Source organism: Methylobacterium sp. WL103 (assembly GCF_008039885.1).
Classification (GTDB): domain Bacteria; phylum Pseudomonadota; class Alphaproteobacteria; order Rhizobiales; family Beijerinckiaceae; genus Methylobacterium; species Methylobacterium cerastii.
This window is the reverse complement of record NZ_VRUX01000043.1, coordinates 1-16,761: the sequence shown is the minus strand read 5'-3', so window position 1 is coordinate 16,761 and position 16,761 is coordinate 1. Positions and strand designations below refer to the sequence as shown.

17 protein-coding genes are annotated in these 16,761 nt (G+C 69.1%); 2 read left to right on the top strand and 15 right to left on the bottom strand.

The annotated features are described in order from the left end of the window. Positions 1–145: 145 nt before the first annotated feature. The 6 genes from ilvD to FV222_RS05330 all read right to left on the bottom strand — a co-directional run bounded on the left by ilvD (position 146) and on the right by FV222_RS05330 (position 5,890). The gene (gene ilvD / locus FV222_RS05355; protein ID WP_147762301.1) at positions 146–1,876 is read right to left on the bottom strand and encodes a dihydroxy-acid dehydratase; all 1,731 of its coding nucleotides are present in this window, start codon (positions 1,874–1,876) and stop codon (positions 146–148) included. A 348-nt stretch (positions 1,877–2,224) separates the two neighbouring features. Continuing rightward, positions 2,225–3,004, bottom strand: a complete 780-nt coding sequence (gene eutC / locus FV222_RS05350) for an ethanolamine ammonia-lyase subunit EutC (protein ID WP_147762302.1) — start codon at positions 3,002–3,004, stop codon at positions 2,225–2,227. After that, on the bottom strand, positions 3,001–4,383 hold the full coding sequence (locus FV222_RS05345; RefSeq protein WP_147762303.1) for an ethanolamine ammonia-lyase subunit EutB: 1,383 nt from the start codon (positions 4,381–4,383) through the stop codon (positions 3,001–3,003). The genes eutC and FV222_RS05345 overlap by 4 nt, the downstream gene beginning before the upstream one ends. A 65-nt stretch (positions 4,384–4,448) precedes the next feature. After that, positions 4,449–4,634, bottom strand: a complete 186-nt coding sequence (locus FV222_RS05340) for a hypothetical protein (RefSeq protein ID WP_147762304.1) — start codon at positions 4,632–4,634, stop codon at positions 4,449–4,451. Further along, positions 4,615–4,950 carry a nucleotidyltransferase domain-containing protein gene (locus FV222_RS05335; RefSeq protein WP_147762305.1) on the bottom strand — a complete coding sequence of 112 codons (336 nt, stop codon included), beginning with the start codon at positions 4,948–4,950 and terminating at the stop codon, positions 4,615–4,617. The genes FV222_RS05340 and FV222_RS05335 overlap by 20 nt, the downstream gene beginning before the upstream one ends. Before the next feature lie 79 nt (positions 4,951–5,029). Beyond that, positions 5,030–5,890 (bottom strand): transglutaminase family protein, encoded by an 861-nt coding sequence (locus tag FV222_RS05330; protein ID WP_147762306.1) that lies wholly within the window; start codon positions 5,888–5,890, stop codon positions 5,030–5,032. A gap of 303 nt (positions 5,891–6,193) precedes the next feature. On the opposite strand from FV222_RS05330, the gene FV222_RS05325 reads away from it, so the two are divergent. Next, positions 6,194–6,739, top strand: a complete 546-nt coding sequence (locus tag FV222_RS05325; protein WP_147762307.1) for a hypothetical protein — start codon at positions 6,194–6,196, stop codon at positions 6,737–6,739. A gap of 170 nt (positions 6,740–6,909) precedes the next feature. On the opposite strand, the gene FV222_RS05320 is transcribed toward FV222_RS05325, so the two are convergent. The 8 genes from FV222_RS05320 to lepA form a co-directional block, all read right to left on the bottom strand. Next, positions 6,910–7,512 (bottom strand): LUD domain-containing protein, encoded by a 603-nt coding sequence (locus FV222_RS05320; protein WP_147762308.1) that lies wholly within the window; start codon positions 7,510–7,512, stop codon positions 6,910–6,912. Continuing rightward, complete coding sequence (locus FV222_RS05315) at positions 7,509–9,131, bottom strand: lactate utilization protein B (protein WP_147762309.1); 1,623 nt, start codon at positions 9,129–9,131, stop codon at positions 7,509–7,511. The genes FV222_RS05320 and FV222_RS05315 overlap by 4 nt, the downstream gene beginning before the upstream one ends. Next, on the bottom strand, positions 9,128–9,871 hold the full coding sequence (locus tag FV222_RS05310; protein ID WP_147751889.1) for a (Fe-S)-binding protein: 744 nt from the start codon (positions 9,869–9,871) through the stop codon (positions 9,128–9,130). Before FV222_RS05310 ends, FV222_RS05315 begins: the two co-directional genes overlap by 4 nt. 51 nt (positions 9,872–9,922) lie before the next feature. Continuing rightward, entirely contained in the window at positions 9,923–10,969 is a 1,047-nt protein-coding gene (locus FV222_RS05305) for an NADP-dependent oxidoreductase (RefSeq protein ID WP_147762310.1), read from the bottom strand. 62 nt (positions 10,970–11,031) lie between these two features. Continuing rightward, positions 11,032–12,765, bottom strand: a complete 1,734-nt coding sequence (gene poxB, locus FV222_RS05300; protein ID WP_147751891.1) for a ubiquinone-dependent pyruvate dehydrogenase — start codon at positions 12,763–12,765, stop codon at positions 11,032–11,034. Between the two features lie 236 nt (positions 12,766–13,001). Continuing rightward, positions 13,002–13,247, bottom strand: coding sequence for a HepT-like ribonuclease domain-containing protein (locus FV222_RS05295; RefSeq protein ID WP_147813327.1), 246 nt, complete (start codon positions 13,245–13,247; stop codon positions 13,002–13,004). Next, positions 13,247–13,540 carry a nucleotidyltransferase domain-containing protein gene (locus tag FV222_RS05290; RefSeq protein WP_147762312.1) on the bottom strand — a complete coding sequence of 98 codons (294 nt, stop codon included), beginning with the start codon at positions 13,538–13,540 and terminating at the stop codon, positions 13,247–13,249. The genes FV222_RS05295 and FV222_RS05290 overlap by 1 nt, the downstream gene beginning before the upstream one ends. A gap of 91 nt (positions 13,541–13,631) precedes the next feature. Next, a complete protein-coding gene (lepA, locus tag FV222_RS05285) occupies positions 13,632–15,437 on the bottom strand; it encodes a translation elongation factor 4 (protein WP_147751894.1) in 1,806 nt (601 codons plus the stop codon). A gap of 273 nt (positions 15,438–15,710) precedes the next feature. Here lepA and FV222_RS05280 point away from each other — a divergent pair, with 273 nt between their 5' ends. After that, positions 15,711–15,971, top strand: a complete 261-nt coding sequence (locus FV222_RS05280) for a hypothetical protein (RefSeq protein ID WP_147762313.1) — start codon at positions 15,711–15,713, stop codon at positions 15,969–15,971. 50 nt (positions 15,972–16,021) lie between these two features. On the opposite strand, the gene FV222_RS05275 is transcribed toward FV222_RS05280, so the two are convergent. After that, positions 16,022–16,761: DUF2470 domain-containing protein (locus tag FV222_RS05275; RefSeq protein ID WP_147813325.1), on the bottom strand; the 740-nt coding region annotated here is incomplete at its 5' end.

Genomic DNA, 16,761 nt, shown 5'->3' with positions numbered 1-16,761 from the left:
CCCCCCCCCCCCCCTTTTTTTTTTCCACCCACACCCCGCAATACGACTTCGGCGCCGGGCGGGGGGGCTGGGATTTTTTAATAACACACCGGGCCGGGGCCGACGATCGGCCCCGGCCGGCCCCGCCTTCCGGTCGCGGTCGGTCCTAGACGTCCGCATAGCTCTGGATCTCCTCGGCGCCGCCCGGATGGGTCACGGCGCCGTTCACGGCGGGTCCGACGGTCTGCGCGTATTTCCAGAGGTAGCCGGAGGTCGCGGAATTGGTCCGCGGCGTCCACGCCTTGCGGCGCTCGTCGAGCTCGGCGTCGGAGAGCGCCACGTCGAGGGTGCCCTCGATCGCGTCCAGCGTGATCATGTCGCCGTCGCGCAGCAGGCCGATCGGCCCGCCGACCGCGGCTTCGGGCCCGACATGGCCGACGCAGAAGCCGCGGGTGGCGCCGGAGAAGCGCCCGTCGGTGATCAGCGCGACCTTGTCGCCCATGCCCTGACCGTAGAGCGCGGCGGTCGTGGACAGCATCTCGCGCATGCCGGGGCCGCCCTTCGGGCCCTCGTAGCGGATGACGAGGACGTCGCCCTCCTTGTAGGTGCGCGCCTGGACCGCCTCGAAGCAGGCCTCCTCGCCGTCGAACACGCGGGCCGGGCCGGTGAAGACCTGCTTCTCGGCCGCCATGCCGGCGACCTTCACGATCGCGCCCTCGGTGGCGAGGTTGCCCTTGAGGCCGACGACGCCGCCGGTCGGCGTGATCGGGCTTGCCGCCGAGCGGACCACGTCCTGGTCCGGGTTCCAGCGCACGCGCTCCATGTTCTCGGCGATGGTGCGGCCGGTGACCGTCATGCAGTCGCCGTGGATGAAGCCGTGGTCGAGCAGGGTCTTGATCAGCAGCGGGATGCCGCCGACCTCGAACATGTCCTTGGCGACGTAGCGGCCACCCGGCTTCAGGTCGGCGATGTAGGGCGTGCGCCGGAAGATCTCGGCCACGTCGAACAGGTCGAACTTGATGCCGCATTCATGCGCGATCGCCGGCAGGTGAAGCGCGGCGTTGGTCGAGCCGCCGGACGCGGCGACGGCGGCGGCGGCGTTCTCCAGGGACTTGCGGGTGACGATGTCGCGCGGGCGGATGTTCTTGGCCAGCAGCTCCATCACCTTCTCGCCGGCGGTGGCGCAGAACTGGTCGCGGATCTCGTAAGGGGCCGGCGCGCCGGCCGAGTACGGCAGGGCGAGGCCGATCGCCTCGGAGACGGTGGCCATGGTGTTGGCGGTGAACTGCGCGCCGCAGGCGCCGGCGGACGGGCAGGCGACCTGCTCGAGCTCGTCGAGGTCCTCGAGGCTCATGTCGCCGACGGCGACCTTGCCGACCGCCTCGAACAGGTCCTGCACCGTGACCGGGCGGCCGCGGAACGAGCCCGGCAGGATCGAGCCGCCGTAGATGAAGATCGACGGCACGTTGAGGCGCACCATCGCCATCATCATGCCCGGCAGGGACTTGTCGCAGCCGGCCAAGCCCACGAGGGCGTCGTAGGCGTGGCCGCGCATGGTCAGCTCGACGGAATCGGCGATGACCTCGCGGGACGGCAGCGAGGCGCGCATGCCGGCATGCCCCATGGCGATGCCGTCGGTGACGGTGATGGTGCAGAACTCGCGCGGGGTGCCGTGGGCCGCGGCGACCCCCTTCTTCACCGCCTGCGCCTGGCGCATCAGCGAGATGTTGCACGGGGCGGCCTCGTTCCAGCACGAGGCCACGCCGACGAGCGGCTGGTGGATCTGCTGCTTGGTGAGACCCATCGCGTAGAGGTACGAGCGGTGCGGCGCGCGGTCGGCCCCCTCCGTGACGTGGCGGCTCGGCAGCTTCGACTTGTCGTTCGTAGGCGCGTCCATGACCTGTCCCGCACCCCCCGGTCCGCTACGCGTCGGCGCGCCCTCGAAGGGTGCGGACAGCCGTCGCGCAGCGTCGACCGACGTTGCGCGAGGAGGCAAGACCACGCTCTTGGAATCGCTCGTAACCGAGCGGTAACCGGTTGGGGGAAAAGCCGTTTACCGCGGATGCTGAGGTGGTCCCGGTTTATGGCGGGATCGCGGCGGTCGAAGGCAGGTCTCGGGGCAAACCCGGGATGCTTTCGCGGTGTTGCGACCCCGCCACAGCCGCGCTTGCGGTCCGAATACTGAGGTCGGGTCGCATGGTGCGCCGCACCGAAGCCTTCGCGGGTGCGATCGCCGATCCGCCGATCAGGCCTTCGGCAGGGCCGGCGCCACGTCCGAGCCGGCGAGCGCGGCCTCGCTCTCGTCCTTCAGCGAAACCCCCGTCAGCCCGCGCGAAAAGGCTTGGCTCAGGAGCCAGTCGAGCTTGAACGCGGCCAGCGCGTGCGAGAGCCCGGCGGGGCGGACGTTCGAAATGCAGTTGCGCTCGGCGTCCGAGCGCCCGATGCGGGGGCCGAAGGTGAGGTAGATCCCGAGGCTGTCGGGCGAGGACAGGCCGGGGCGCTCGCCGACCAGCACCGCCACCGCGCGGGCCTTCAGCGCCGCGCCGACCGCGTCGCCCAGCGCGACCCGGGCTTGGGACGCGACGACCACCGGCGCGAGGCTCCATCCGGCCCGCTCGGCGTGAGGCTTGAAGGCCGCGAGGAAGCCGGCCGCGCCCTCGTGCACGGCACGCGCCGAGAGCCCGTCGGCGACGACGATGGCGAGGTCGACGGAATCGCCGGCCGCCCGCTCCAGGGCGTCGCGATCCTCGGGTGCCAGGGCGCGGCCCTGGTCGGGCCGGCGCAGGTAGGCGGCGCGGTCGGCCGCCTGCGAGGCGACCCGGAGCGTCGGCAGGCCGAGGGCTTCGATGTCCGCAGTGACCGCGTCCGCATCCATCGGCGTGTGCACGGCGTCGCGGGCCTGGGCGTGGGCGAGGCCGAAGCGCAGCACCTCGCGGGTGGGCAGGCCGCTCCCGGTCCGCCCGAGGCCGATCCGCGCCGGCGTCAGGCCGGCGAGCCGCGCCCAGATCTTCGCGTCCTCGCTCATGCGGCGAGCCCGGAGGCGTCGGCGAGCAGCGGCGAGCAGGGCTCGGCGGGAAGCAGGGTGCCGGCGGCGTCCGTCATCCCGAGGGCGTGCAGCCACGCCTCGAACTCGGGCGCGCGCTTCAGCCCTAAGACCTCCCGGACGTAGAGGGAATCGTGGAACGAGGTGGACTGGTAGTTCAGCATCACGTCGTCGGCGCCGGGCACGCCCATCACGTAGGTGCAGCCGGCGGCGCCCAGCAGCGTCAGCAGCACGTCCATGTCGTCCTGGTCGGCCTCGGCATGGTTGGTGTAGCAGACGTCGACGCCGAGCGGCACGCCCATCAGCTTGCCGCAGAAATGGTCCTCGAGCCCGGCGCGGATGATCTCCTTGCCGTCGTAGAGGTATTCCGGCCCGATGAAGCCGACGACGGTGTTGACCAGCAGCGGCCGGAACGGGCGCGCCACCGCGTAGGCCCGCGCCTCCAGGGTCTGCTGGTCGATGCCGTGATGCGCGTTGGCCGAAAGCGCCGAGCCCTGCCCGGTCTCGAAATACATGCCGTTGTCGCCCAAAAAGCCGCGCTTCAGCGCCAGCATCGCCTCGTGCGCCTCCTTCAGGATCGCCAGCGTGACCCCGAACCCGGCGTTGGCCGCTTGCGTGCCGGCGATCGACTGGAACACGAGGTCCACCGGCCAGCCGCGGTTCATCGCCTCCAGGGTGGTGGTGACGTGGGTGAGCACGCATCCTTGCGTCGGAATCGCGTGGCGCCGGATGATCTCGTCGAGGAGGTGGAGCAGCTTGCCGAGGGCTGCCACCGAATCCGAGGCCGGGTTGATGCCGATCACCGCGTCGCCGCAGCCGTAGGACAGGCCGTCGAGGATCGACGCAGTGATGCCGGCCGGGTCGTCGGTCGGGTGGTTGGGCTGCAGCCGCACCGCCATCGTGCCGGGCAGGCCGATGGTGTTGCGGAACCGCGTGACCACCCGGCATTTCCGGGCGATCAGGATCAGGTCCTGGTTGCGCGAGATCTTCGAGACCGCCGCCGCCATCTCCGGGGTGATGCCGGGCGCGATCCGCGCCAGCGTCTCGGTGGTGGCCGTGAGCAGGAACTCGCGAAAGTCGCCGACGGTGAGGTGCGCGACCTCGGAGAACGCCGCCGCGTCATGGGTGTCGAGGATCAGCCGGGTGACGTCGTCGTCCTCGTAGGCGATCAGGGGCCGCGCCAGGATTTCGCGCAGCGGCACGTCGGCGAGGCACCAGCGCGCGGCCGACCCCTCCTCCGCCGATTCCGCGGCGACGCCTGCGAGCCGGTCGCCGGAGCGCACCGGCGTCGCCTTCGCCATCAGCTCGGCGAGGTCGGCGAACGCCCAGGTCCGCGGGCCGACGACGTGGCGGTAGGCCATGGGGTGCTCCTGACGCCGATGCCGGCTTCCGCTGCGCGAGATGAGGGGAGCAGCGTCCCATCCTGTCAGCTCGTGCGGTAGCGCTGCGCGAGAAAATCGAAGGTGGTTCGGATGAGCGGCGTGACCTTGGCGATGTCCTGGTCGTTGGCTGCGACGCGTTCGCCGTCCGTCGGGATCGTCGGAGCACGTTCCAGGTTGGCGACGGCACGTTCGAGATTGCCAAGGCCGTCCTCAAGCTTCCGCGCGCTCATAGATCCTGATTCCCTGTGCCAGGACGCGATCCTTGAGTGCGCTCGGCATGGTGTCGAGCTTGGCCACCGAGATCCGATAGAGGGTTCGACAATGCCCGACCCGGTCGCGAAGGCGGTCCAGCGCCGCCCCGTCGAGGTCGGGCGCCTCGATGGCGACGTCGATGTCGGATCGCGCATCGTGATCGCCCTCGGCGCGCGAGCCGAACACGATAATCGCCCGAACCGCAGGATGGGCCGCCACCGTCTCGATGGCGGCGCGGGCGCTGTCGGGAATGTCGACCGGTCGGTGCACGGGATCGCCGATCGATCGCAACACGGGGTCGCTCCTTCGTCGAGGCCGCCAATCCGTCCTCGTCTATCACACCTGGGTATGCCGACGCATCGGAGACGCGACCTCAGGCCGCCCCGCCATGCGGCGCCGGCACCTCCGTCGAGATCGCATCCACCGTCCGGGGCGTTGGGCTTCCGACGCCGTCCGCACGGGTGATGCGGATCTGCTGGTTGACCGGCTGCATGTTGCCGAAGGGGGTCGAGAACGCGATCTCGGCCGCGTCGCGCCCGACGCCGATGCGGACGAGACCGTCGGGATCGGCCTGGCGCGTCGCGTCGAACAGCCACCAACGCCCGTCGAGGTAGGCCTCGAACACCGCGTGGAAGTCGCTCGGCACGAGGCCGTGGGCATAGCACGACACGAACCGGGCGGGGATGCCGAGCGCGCGGCAGAAGGCGGTGCCGATATGCGCGAAGTCGCGGCAGACGCCGGCGCGCTTGAGCAGGCTCTCGTCGGCGGTGGTCTCGCCGTCGCTGGTGCCCGGCTTGTAGGTGAGGTGGTCGTGGATCCAGTTGCAGATCGCGTTGACGCGCTGGTGGCCCTTCGGCGTCGCCCCGAACTCGGCCTGGGCGAAGGGCGTCAGCCGGTCCGACGAGACGAAGCGGCTCGGCAGCAGGAAGGGCAGGATGTCGAGCGGCAGCTGCCCGACCGGCGTCTCGTTGATGGTCGCCGGGTCGGCCCGGTGCACCGTGAGCTCGACCTCGGCGTTGTATTCGAGCGCGAACTGACCCATCGGCACGTTGACGCCGAGGTAACGGTTGAGCAGGTCCGGCGTCGTGTAGACGTCGCGCTTCAGGTTCGGCGTCAACACCAGGGATTCACTGATGATCTCGACGCTCTTCAGCTTGGCCACCTCCAGGTTGAAGATGAAGGTCGTGTCCGAGAGGATGTTGTAGGACAGGCTGCAGCCGAGATTGTAGCGCATGGGGTCTCCTGGCGGTCACGGGCCGGCGAGCGACCTGCAAAGAGCGGGCCTTGGGGCGAACGCGCGTCCCGGTTGTCGGTTCGGCCACGGCTGCCGAACGGGCGCACGACCCGGCCGACGCGTCGCGACCGCCCTCCATCTAAACTTAAACGATGTTTGTATCTTTCAGGTTGTTTTGTGTGCGTGGGCACGGCACTCTGCTTGAGCAAGGCCGTCGATTCGATCGCAAGACCAGAGACCGCGATCGCGCCGGTCGATGTCCCCCAATGCGAATGACGGCCCTTGCCTCAGAGGGAGGAAGCAATGGCTGTTACTTTGCAGGTCGTCGGCTTGTATTACAAACAACCGCTCGACATGGGACTGACGCCTGGTCAAACCGTCAACATCAAGCAGGTCTTGGACTTCGCCCAAGCCAATCCACAAGGACAATACGCACTGAGTTATGGCGTCGGGCAGGGGGCGGGAGCCGCCTACGTCGATTTCATCATGACGGACATCAACGGCCAGTTCTCGTCGCCGGTGAGCGGCACGCGCTACAACGGCGGCCAATTCAGCCTCACGCAAACCTTCACGGGCGTCGGGAAAGGAAATTATACCGTCTGGCAATACTACGTGCAGGATCAGAATAACCAGCCGGTCAAACTTCCCACAGGGGCCGAGACGCCCTTTGAGACGGCGAACGTCGTCCAAGACGGATTCACCGTCATCTGGCGCCTCGTCGAGATCTGCAACGCGGTCCCCGTCATGGTCGGCGATACGGCGGTCGGCGCGACGGCATCCGAGCAGGCCGGTCTACGTATGAACGCGCGGTTGGCGAAGGTCGTCGGCAAGCCTGCCGTCAAGGCGTGACGTCCAAACTCTAGAGCATTTTCTTTACGCGAGCCGGCATCCAGCTCGCTTGAAAATGCTCTGGACGGCGGATGCAGTCTTCCGTGTCGCGTGGGTAGACTGCATCCGAGGCCTATCGAGCCACCGCGACGCGGTCGATCGCAGTCGTCGGACAAGGGTGCAACGTTCGATCACACCCGGCGCGGCAGGAGCACCACCGTCAGCGAGCGCACGCCTTGGGCGCCGTGGATCAGCACGCCCTCGATGTCGGCGGTGGCGGAGGGGCCGGTGTGGAGCACGGCGTAGGCGGCGCCGGCGAAGTCCGGGCGCCTGTAGGCGGCCTGGATGTTCACGACGACGTCGGCGGGGTCGAGCAGGACCACGAGGTGCTGGGCGAGGTAGGCCACCGCGTTCACCACGAGCTCGGCCTCGGTGAACAGCACCGATCCGGTCTCGGCCACCCCGAAGCGGGCGCGCACGATCGCCACGTCGACGTCGTCCACCGCCTGCGGCCGGGTGACGGCGGCGAGGTCGAGGGTGCCGACATATTCCGGCACGGCGGAAGCGACGACCTTGGCCGCATCCAGGCGGTCGCGCACGTGGCCAAGCGGATCGCCGGCGGGGCCGGCCTCGACCACCCGGCCGCCCATGCGCTTCAGCGCCTCGGTGAAGGCCAGGATGCGGTCGTCGTCGACCAGCGGCGCGAAGTCCGGGATTTGCGGCAGCGGATAGTCGCCGGCCGGCCGGTTGCGGCGGATCGCGGCCAGCGTCGCCTCGCGGGTGCCGGCGCTCACGACACGTCCTTCTTCGAGGCGACGTCCTTCTTGGACGCACCCGCCATGCGGTTCTGCTTGTACCAGGCGTGAAAACTCTGCTTGGGGGCCTCGGGCATCTCGCGCTTCTTCCCCCAGGTGTTGAGCGGGTTGTAGACGGCGAAGCGCGGCAGGGCGCGAAGCGCCGAATCCGCCGTGCCGATCGCCGCGCGGTAGGCGGCCGGGCGGCTCAGCACGGCGCCGGCGGCCTTCATCATGCCCTGCTTCAAGAGCGGGATCTGGTGCTCCTCGGCCAGAACCTTGCGCCAGGCGAAGATCTGCTCGTGGATGTTGATCTTCACCGGGCAGACGTTGGTGCAGGAGCCGTTCATGGTCGAGGAGAACGGCAGCGTCGAGTATTTCCGCTTGTTGAAGGTCGGGTCGATGATCAGCCCGATCGGCCCGGCATAGGTCGCCCCGTAGGAGAGTCCGCCCGAGCGCCGGTAGACCGGGCAGGTGTTCATGCAGGCGCCGCAGCGGATGCATTTCAGCGAGGTCCAGAACTCCTCCATCCCGAGGCGTTCGGAGCGGCCGTTGTCGACCAGCACGTAGTGCATCTCGGTGCCGGGCCGCGGACCGCGGAAGTGCGAGGTGTACTGGGTGATCGGCGAGCCCAGCGCCGAGCGCGACAGCAGGCGGATGAACACGCCGAGGTCTTCGATCCGCGGGATGATCTTCTCGATGCCGATCGAGTGGATCTGCAGCGGCGGCACGTTGCCCGACAGGTCGGCGTTGCCCTCGTTGGTGCAGGTGACCACCGTGCCGGTCTCGGCGATGGCGAAGTTGCACCCGGTCATCCCCGCATCGGCGTTGAGGATGTAGGGCCGCGTGGTCTCGCGCTGGCTTTCGGCCAGGTAGTGGGCGTCGTCGTTCTCGGGGTCGGTGCCGAGCGTGCGCGCAAAAACCTCGGCGACGTCCATCCGCGTCTTGTGCACGGCCGGCGCCACGATGTGGCTCGGTTCCTCGTTGTCGAGTTGCTGGATGCGCTCGCCGAGGTCGGTCTCGATGATCTCGATCCCGCTCGCCGCCATGTGGTGGCGGAAGCCGCACTCCTCGGTGAGCATCGACTTCGACTTCACCAGGGTCTTCGCGCCGTGGCTGCGCAGGATCTCGAGCACGATGCGGTTGTGGTCCGCGCCGTCCGAGGCCCAGTGCACGTGGACGCCGTTGGCCTTGGCCGCCGCCTCGAACTGCTCGAGGTAGGTGTCGAGCCGGCTCAGCGTGTGCGCCTTGATGTTCGAGGCGATCTCGCGAAGCTCCTCCCATTCGGGGATGCCGTGGGCCGACACGTCGCGCTTCTTGCGCAGGTCCCACAGGCGCTCGTCGTGCGCCGCCTGGTGCAGCGGCGCGGCGAGGAAGCGCTCGGCGGCCTCGCCCTGGTCGATCGGCCGGTTGCCGCGGATCTTGGCCCCGCGTGGCTGTTGTTCGCGCGTCTTCGGCGCTGCGATCGGCTTCGAGGCGGCCTCCGCGTGCTGGAGGCGGCCGCCATCCTGGTGGCGCTCGCTCTCGTCGCCGGGCGCGCGCACCTCCGGGTGGATCATGCCGGCGCTCTCGCGGGGCGTGCCATCCGTCTCGCGGGGCGTAAGGTCTTCGATGCTCATGCGGCGGCTCCGTTCAGGACCTGCGCGATGTGGATGTACTTCAGCGGCACGCCGAGGCGCTCGGCGCAGCCCTTCTGGTGCATCAGGCACGAGGAATCGGCCGAGACGACGTACGCGGCCCCGGCGCGCGCCTGGTCGGTCACCTTGTCGTAGCCCATCTTGGCCGAGACGGCGGGCTCGAACACCGAGAAGGTGCCGCCGAAGCCACAGCACTCGTCGGGCCGCGTCAGCTTGACGACCTCGATGCCCTTCACCTTGGCCAGCAGGTCAAGGGGCTTCGAATAGTATGGCAGGTTGATCTCGGACGGCCGGGCGTGGTGGATGCCGCGCAGCGCGTTGCAGTTGGCGTGGTAGGCGACCTTGTGCGGGAACGACGCCCAGGGGAATTCCTCGATCTTCAGCACGTCGTGCAGGAACTCGACCAGCTCGAAGGTCTTTCGGCGAACGCCGACGACTTCTTCGGTCTGGGGAATCGCCGTCAGATGCTCGCGCACCTGGTGGACGCAGCTGCCCGAGGGCGCGACGACGTAGTCGAACTTGGCGAAATTCTTGACAAACAGGGCTTCGGTGGCGGCGGCTTCCGCGTGGCAGCCGGTGTTGGTCATCGGCTGGCCGCAGCAGGTCTGGTCGAACGGGTATTCCACCTCGAGGCCGAGGCGCTCGAGCAACTCGAGGGTGGCGATGCCGACCTCCGGCTCGAAGGCGTCGACGTAACAGGGGACGAACAGTCCGATCCGCATGGTCCTATCCCGTTTCCCTAAGCCGTTCCGCCGGGCCGTTCGCCCACGCCGTCAGGCGCCGTCTTCCGAGGCGCCCACCTGGACCAGCAGCTTGCCGAAGTTGCCGCCGGTGTAGAGGCTGTCGAGGTGTTCCACCGCCCGCGCGAGGTCGGGCCGCACGTCCTGCCGGGTCTTGATCCGGCCTTCCGCCATCCAGCCGCCCAGCGCCTGCACCGCCTCGCCCCAGCGCGCGGCGTAGTCGGTGACGATGAAGCCCTGCACGGTGAGCCGCCGCATCAGCATCTGGCGCCACGCCGCCGCGACGGCCGGACTCGGGCGCTCCGAAGAGTCTTTGGACGTGTCGTTGTAGGAGGCGATCAGGCCGCACAGCGGCATCCGCCCGAACAGCCGCATCCGCGCGAACACCGCGTCTGAGATCGGGCCGCCGACCTGCTCGAAGTTGATGTCGACGCCGTCGGGCGCCAGGGCGTCGAGGCGGGCGCCGACATCCTCGCTGCGGTAGTCGATCGCCGCGTCGAACCCGAGCTCGTCGACGACGAACCGGCACTTGTCCGGCCCGCCGGCGATGCCGATCACCCGACAGCCCTTGATCTTGCCGATCTGCCCGACGACCTGGCCGACGCCGCCGGCGGCGGCCGAGACCACCAGGGTCTCGCCGGCCTTCGGGCGGCCGATGTCGAGCAGGCCGAAATACGCCGTCGGGCCGACGAGGCCGAACACGCCGAAGGCGAGGGAGAGCGGCACGCCCGGCGGCAGGGCCAGGGGCTGCAGGCCCTGCCCGTCGGTGACCATGTGGTCGGCCCAGACGCCCATGCCGGAATAGAGCGCGCCGGGCTCGACGCCGTCCTTCCGGCTCTCGATCACGCGCCCGGCCACGAGGCCGCGCATCGGCTCGCCGACGCCCACCGGCGGCATGTACTGCTCGGCGTCGCTCATCCAGATGCGGTTGGTCGGATCGAGCGACAGGTACAGCACCTGCAGCAGGAACTGGCCTTGCTGCAGCTCGGGCAGAGCCTCGGCGCCGTAGGCGAGGTCGCCCTCGGCGACGGCCCCGACCGGGCGGCGCGCGAGGCGCCAGATGTTCCGTTGCCGGGCCATGCGCCTTCCCTGATGTTCCTTCGAAGCCGCGACGCGCCGCCTTGGAACGATTTCAATCCGGTCTATCGAATCAGGTTGGTCTTGGCGAGGTCGAGGACCGCGTCACCGCGTCCGCTCATCACCGCCCGCAGCATGTAGAGGCTGAAGCCCTTCACCTGCTGGCCGTCGATCTTCGGCGGGATCGAGAGCTCGTTGCGCGCCACCGCCACGTCGAGCAGCGACGGCCCGTCGAAGGCCAGGAACTCGCGGATCGCGCCTTCGAGTTCACCCGGATCCTCGACCCGAATCGCGAAGATGCCGGCCGCCCGCGACATCGCGGCGAAGTCCGGGTTGTCGAGCGCGACGCCGGTCTCGAGGTAGCCCGCGGCCTTCATCTCCATCTCGACGAAGCCGAGCGAGCCGTTGTTGAACACCACCACCTTCACGGGCAGCCGGTGCTGGCGCAGCGTCAGGAAGTCGCCCATCAGCATGCTGAAGCCGCCGTCGCCGCACAGCGCGATCACCTCGCGCCGGGGCGAGGCGGCCTGGATGCCGATACCCTGGACCATGGCGTTGGCCATCGAGCCGTGGACCCACGAGCCGACGAGTCGGCGCTTCCCGTTCATCTTGAGGTAGCGCGCCGCCCAGATCGTCGGCGTGCCGACGTCGGCGGTGAACACCGCGTCGTCGGAGGCGGCGTCGCTCAGGAGCTTGGTGAGGTATTGCGGGTGGATCGGCTTGCGGCCGGGCTTGCCCGTCGCCAGCTCGTCGAGCCCTTCGCGCGCCTTGGCGTAGTGCTTGAGGCTGCCGTCGAGCCAGGCGCGGTCGGCCTTCACCGCGAGCAACGGCCGCAGCGCGCGGATCGTGGCGCCGACGTCGCCGACGAGGCCGAGGTCGAGCCGGCAGCGGCGCCCGAGCTCTTCCGGGCGCAGGTCCACCTGCGCCACCTTCGCGTCCTTCGGGTAGAACTGCTTGTAGGGAAAGCCGGTGCCGAGCATCAGCAGCGTCTCGCAGCCGACCATCGCCGCGTAGCCGGACGAGAACCCGATCAGCCCGGTCATGCCGACGTCGTAAGGGTTGTCGTATTCGACGAACTCCTTGCCGCCGAGCGCGTGGACGATCGGGCTCTTCAGGGCCTCGGCGAGCTGCAGCAGCTCGGCATGCGCCCCGGCGCAGCCGCGACCGCAGAGCAGCGTGATCTTGCGGGAGCCGTTCAGCAGCTCGGCCAAAGCCGCAAGGTCGGCCTCGGCCGGCTGCACCACGGGCTTCGGCGGCACGAGGCCGGCCTTCGTCGCCACGGCGCGGGCCGGCGCGTCCTTCAGCGCGACGTCGCCGGGGATGACGACCACCGCGACGCCGCGCTGCCCGATCGCGGCGCGCATGGCGTTCTCCAGCACGTAGGGGAGCTGGGCGGGATCGGAGACCTGCTCGCAATAGTGGCTGCAGCCGCGGAACAGCTCGGTCGGGTGCGTCTCCTGGAAGTAGCCCGAGCCGATCTCGGCCGACGGGATGTGCGCCACCAGCGCCAGGACCGGCGTGCGCGAGCGATGGCAATCGTAGAGGCCGTTGATCAGGTGGACGTGGCCGGGGCCGCACGAGCCGGCGCAGACCGCGAGCTGCCCGGTGACCTGGCTCTCGGCGCCGGCCGCGAACGCGCCGGATTCCTCGTGGCGGACGTGGATCCACTCGATCACGCCGCGCGCCCGGATCGCCTCGGTGATCGCGTTCAGGCTGTCGCCGACGACCCCGTAGATGCGCCGGACGCCGGCCTCCTGCAGGGTCTCGACGACGTGGTCGGCGACGGTGGTGATCCGCATACGTTCGGCTCCGTGGATTCGGAGGGCGAACTTTTTGCGGTGCGGCGCGGTTCCGGCGAACGGGTCGGGGCCGGTGACGGATGTCGCTCTCGCTACGGGATTGAGCCGATGGCAGGCGTCAAGCGCAGCGCCGCTCAGCCGGCCGACGCCTCGCTCAGGATCGCCGCGATGATCGGGCGAAGCTCGGGCAGCGACACCGTCGCGATCTTCCATAGGATGAGGTCGTCGATGCGATTTTACTCGTGCCGGAGCTTGTTGCCGACGGCGGCGATCTCGGACCATGGTACGGCCGGAAAGCGTGTCTTCGCATCCGGCGGCACGTGTCGGCTCGCTTCCGATACGATCTCGACACGTCGTTCGACGGCGAGGCGCATCACCAGGTCCATGCGATAATCGGCGAACGTTCGTCCCGCGACGATGTCCGCAGCCGCGTCGCTCATCGTCAGGATATCCGTGAGGCGTGCAATCGCCGACCGCTTCATCACAGGACCTGGATGGCCTCGCGCTCGATCTCGGCCCGCAATTGAGGGTGTAGGCCTTCCCGCGTCGTCAAGTCGACCCGGCACCCGAGCGCCTGCGCGAGGTAGGCTTCCGTCCTGAATAATTCGACGAAGCCGAACCGGTCGTATTGCGGGTCGACGAACAGGTCGACGTCGCCATCGAGGCCGGCCTCGTCCCGGGCGACGGAGCCGAAGAGGTAGAGCGCGAGAATGCCGGAATTCTGAAGATGCCCGGCCCGCTCGGTGAGTCTGGCGATCACGTCGCTGCGCTGCATCGCATGCCACCGTCGTTCCGCATCACGATCGAAGGCCAAGCCGCCACCGATTCGAACAGGCCCGCTAGTCAACCCGAGGGAGCCGAAAAGCTCAATCGTCCATCTTCAAGGCGGCGATGAACGCCTCCTGCGGGATCTCGACGCGCCCGAACTGGCGCATCTTCTTCTTGCCTTCCTTCTGCTTGTCCAGGAGCTTGCGCTTGCGCGAGATGTCGCCGCCGTAGCACTTGGCGGTCACGTCCTTGGACAGGGCCTTGATCGTCTCGCGGGCGATGATCTTGCCCCCTAACGCCGCCTGGACCGGGATCTGGAACAGGTGGCGCGGGATCAGGTCCTTCAGCTTCTCGCACATGGCGCGACCGCGATGCTCGGCGCGGGTGCGGTGGACCAGCATCGAGAGCGCGTCGACCGGCTCGGCGTTGACGAGGATCGACATCTTCACGAGGTCGCCCTCGCGGTAGTCCGAGATGTGGTAGTCGAACGAGGCGTAGCCCTTCGAGATCGACTTGAGGCGGTCGTAGAAGTCGAACACCACCTCGTTCAGCGGCAGGTCGTAGACGACCATGGCGCGTTTTCCCACGTAATTGAGGTCCACCTGCGAGCCGCGCCGGTCCTGGCACAGCTTCAGCACGCCGCCGAGATGCTCGTCGGGGGTGAGGATGGTGGCGCGGATCCACGGCTCCTCGATCGCCGTGATCTTCATCACGTCGGGCATGTCGGCCGGGTTGTGCAGCTCCTTCACCGTGCCGTCGGTCATCTGCAGGCGGTAGACCACGGAGGGCGCCGTCGAGATCAGGTCGAGGTTGAACTCGCGCTCGAGCCGCTCCTGGATGATCTCGAGGTGCAGCAGCCCGAGGAAGCCGCAGCGGAAGCCGAAGCCGAGGGCGGCCGAGGTCTCCATCTCGTAGGAGAACGAGGCGTCGTTGAGCCGGAGCTTGCTCATCGCGCTGCGCAGGGTCTCGAATTCGGCCGCATCCACGGGGAACAGCCCGCAGAACACTACCGACTGCACGTCCTTGAAGCCCGGCAGCATCTCCTTGCACGGGCGCTTGTCTTCCGTGAGCGTGTCGCCGACGCGGGTGTCGGCGACCTCCTTGATCGAGCCCGTGAAGAAGCCGACCTCGCCGGGGCCGAGCTCGCCGATGTCGGCCATCTTCGGACGGAACACGCCGATCTTGTCGACGCCGTGCACCGCGTCGGCCCGCATCATGCGGATGTTCATGCCCTTCTTGAGCACGCCGTCGACGATGCGCACCAGCACGACGACGCCGAGGTAGACGTCGTACCAGCTATCCACCAGCAGCGCCTTCAGGGGCGCGTCGCGGTCGCCCTTCGGCGGCGGCAGGCGCTTGACGATGGCTTCCAGCACCGCCTCGATGTTCAGCCCGCTTTTCGCCGAGATCGCCACGGCCTCGGACGCGTCGATGCCGATCACCTCCTCGATCTGGGCGCGGATGCGCTCGGGCTCGGCGGCCGGCAGGTCGATCTTGTTGAGGACGGGCACGATCTCGTGGTTGGCGTCGAGCGCCTGGTAGACGTTGGCCAGCGTCTGCGCCTCGACGCCCTGGCTCGCATCCACAACCAGCAGCGAGCCTTCGCAGGCGGCGAGCGAGCGGGACACTTCGTAGGCGAAGTCGACGTGGCCGGGCGTGTCCATCAGGTTGAGGACGTAGTTCTTGCCGTCCTCGGCCTTGTATTCCAGGCGCACGGTCTGCGCCTTGATGGTGATGCCGCGCTCCTTCTCGATGTCCATCGAATCGAGCATCTGCTCGCTCATGTCGCGCAGCGCCACGGTGCCCGTCGTCTGGATCAGGCGGTCGGCGAGCGTCGACTTGCCGTGGTCGATATGCGCGACGATCGAGAAGTTGCGGATGTTGTCGATCGGCGTGGTCGTCATCGATGCGGATCTCCGGCGCGCGTGCGGCCGGCCGGAGGGCCGTCGTCGCGCGCCGTCTGATGTGAGGAGGCGGTGTCGGTCGTCCCGGGGGGATAGCAGCCGCAGGGGGGAGCGCCAAGCGCGGGCGGCGTCGCGGGGCGAATCCCTCGGTGACGGAGACCGAATGGGCCTGTCCGGCCCCACGGCCCTTCGGATTTTGGGCGTTCGGCCCTATCTAGAGGGCATACCCTCCGCGCAATCCCGTGCTTTGGGCTCCGAAGCGGAAGGCCCAAGATGGCTCGCACTCCCCCCAACGGGCGTTCGCCCAGCATCTCGATGTCGGACTTCAACGCCCGCGTGAAGCGCGTGCTCGAAGGCAACGAGGAAGTGACCCGCGGCGCGCCGCGCGCGACCCCGGGCTGGAGCCGCCGCCGCAACACCCGGCCGCCGGTCGGCGCCGAGGCCCAGCCCGAGGCGGAGACCTCCGAGGCGACGGAGTCCGAGACCGAGTCCGAGGATTCCGAGGCCGAGAAGCCGGCCACCGAAGAGGCCTGAGACCTCCGCTTCACGTCGGCCCGCGGCTTCGCGGACCGACGTCCGGCCGCTCAGGCTCGCGGCGCCTCGTCCTTCGCCCGAGCCTCGGCGGCCATGACCACGAGGACCTTTCGCAACGCGCCCATGTCGCCGACTCGCTCCGGGAAGGTCACCCGCGCGGTCCGGTCGGCGGCGAGCAGGTCCATCCCCTCCGGGTCGAGCCCGGTGAGGCGCCACGCGGCCGCCCCCTCCGAGGCGGCGTAGAGCGCCAGCGCGTCGGCGTGGTCGGCGTTCATGTGCTCGATCGCGCCGCGCTCGCCGGCCACGATCGCCTCGGCGCCCGCGAGATCCAGCAGCAGCTCGGCCTTCGTCAACGTCGCCGCCTTGGCGAAGCCCCCGTTGAGGTGGCCGGCCGTCGGCTCCAGCGCGAAGAATCCGAAATCCGGGAAGTCGGCGTAGAGCGCGGCCTTCGGGTGCCGGGCGAGGAAGCGCGCCCGCACGCGGGGCTCGTCGGTCCGCACCGCCCGCCCGACGACGGTCAGCCGCGGGTGGGCGAGCGGGTCGCCCTTGCCGCCGGCCGAGAACAGCAGCGAGCAGCGCGGGTCGGCGAGCAGGTTGCGGGTGTGCGCCGAGAGCTGCGACAGCAGCATCAGCGGCGTGCCGTCGACGTCGGTGGCGATGGTCGTCAGCGAGGCGAACGGCGTGCCGTCGGAATCGAGCGTCGCCAGGGCGCCGGAGCGGATGCTGCGCAGCAGGCGCCGCGACAGGCCGATCGCGTCGAACGGGGCCTGCGCCGCCGGAAGCGGCCGCG

Excerpts from the sequence above, each read along its gene's own strand:
- ilvD (WP_147762301.1), bottom strand. The coding sequence starts at position 1,876 with ATGGACGCGCCTACGAACGACAAGTCGAAGCTGCCGAGCCGCCACGTC.
- eutC (WP_147762302.1), bottom strand. The coding sequence starts at position 3,004 with ATGAGCGAGGACGCGAAGATCTGGGCGCGGCTCGCCGGCCTGACGCCG.
- FV222_RS05345 (WP_147762303.1), bottom strand. The coding sequence starts at position 4,383 with ATGGCCTACCGCCACGTCGTCGGCCCGCGGACCTGGGCGTTCGCCGAC.
- FV222_RS05340 (WP_147762304.1), bottom strand. The coding sequence starts at position 4,634 with ATGAGCGCGCGGAAGCTTGAGGACGGCCTTGGCAATCTCGAACGTGCC.
- FV222_RS05330 (WP_147762306.1), bottom strand. The coding sequence starts at position 5,890 with ATGCGCTACAATCTCGGCTGCAGCCTGTCCTACAACATCCTCTCGGAC.
- FV222_RS05325 (WP_147762307.1), top strand. The coding sequence starts at position 6,194 with ATGGCTGTTACTTTGCAGGTCGTCGGCTTGTATTACAAACAACCGCTC.
- FV222_RS05315 (WP_147762309.1), bottom strand. The coding sequence starts at position 9,131 with ATGAGCATCGAAGACCTTACGCCCCGCGAGACGGATGGCACGCCCCGC.
- FV222_RS05310 (WP_147751889.1), bottom strand. The coding sequence starts at position 9,871 with ATGCGGATCGGACTGTTCGTCCCCTGTTACGTCGACGCCTTCGAGCCG.
- FV222_RS05305 (WP_147762310.1), bottom strand. The coding sequence starts at position 10,969 with ATGGCCCGGCAACGGAACATCTGGCGCCTCGCGCGCCGCCCGGTCGGG.
- poxB (WP_147751891.1), bottom strand. The coding sequence starts at position 12,765 with ATGCGGATCACCACCGTCGCCGACCACGTCGTCGAGACCCTGCAGGAG.
- FV222_RS05295 (WP_147813327.1), bottom strand. The coding sequence starts at position 13,247 with ATGAAGCGGTCGGCGATTGCACGCCTCACGGATATCCTGACGATGAGC.
- FV222_RS05290 (WP_147762312.1), bottom strand. The coding sequence starts at position 13,540 with ATGCAGCGCAGCGACGTGATCGCCAGACTCACCGAGCGGGCCGGGCAT.
- lepA (WP_147751894.1), bottom strand. The coding sequence starts at position 15,437 with ATGACGACCACGCCGATCGACAACATCCGCAACTTCTCGATCGTCGCG.
- FV222_RS05280 (WP_147762313.1), top strand. The coding sequence starts at position 15,711 with ATGGCTCGCACTCCCCCCAACGGGCGTTCGCCCAGCATCTCGATGTCG.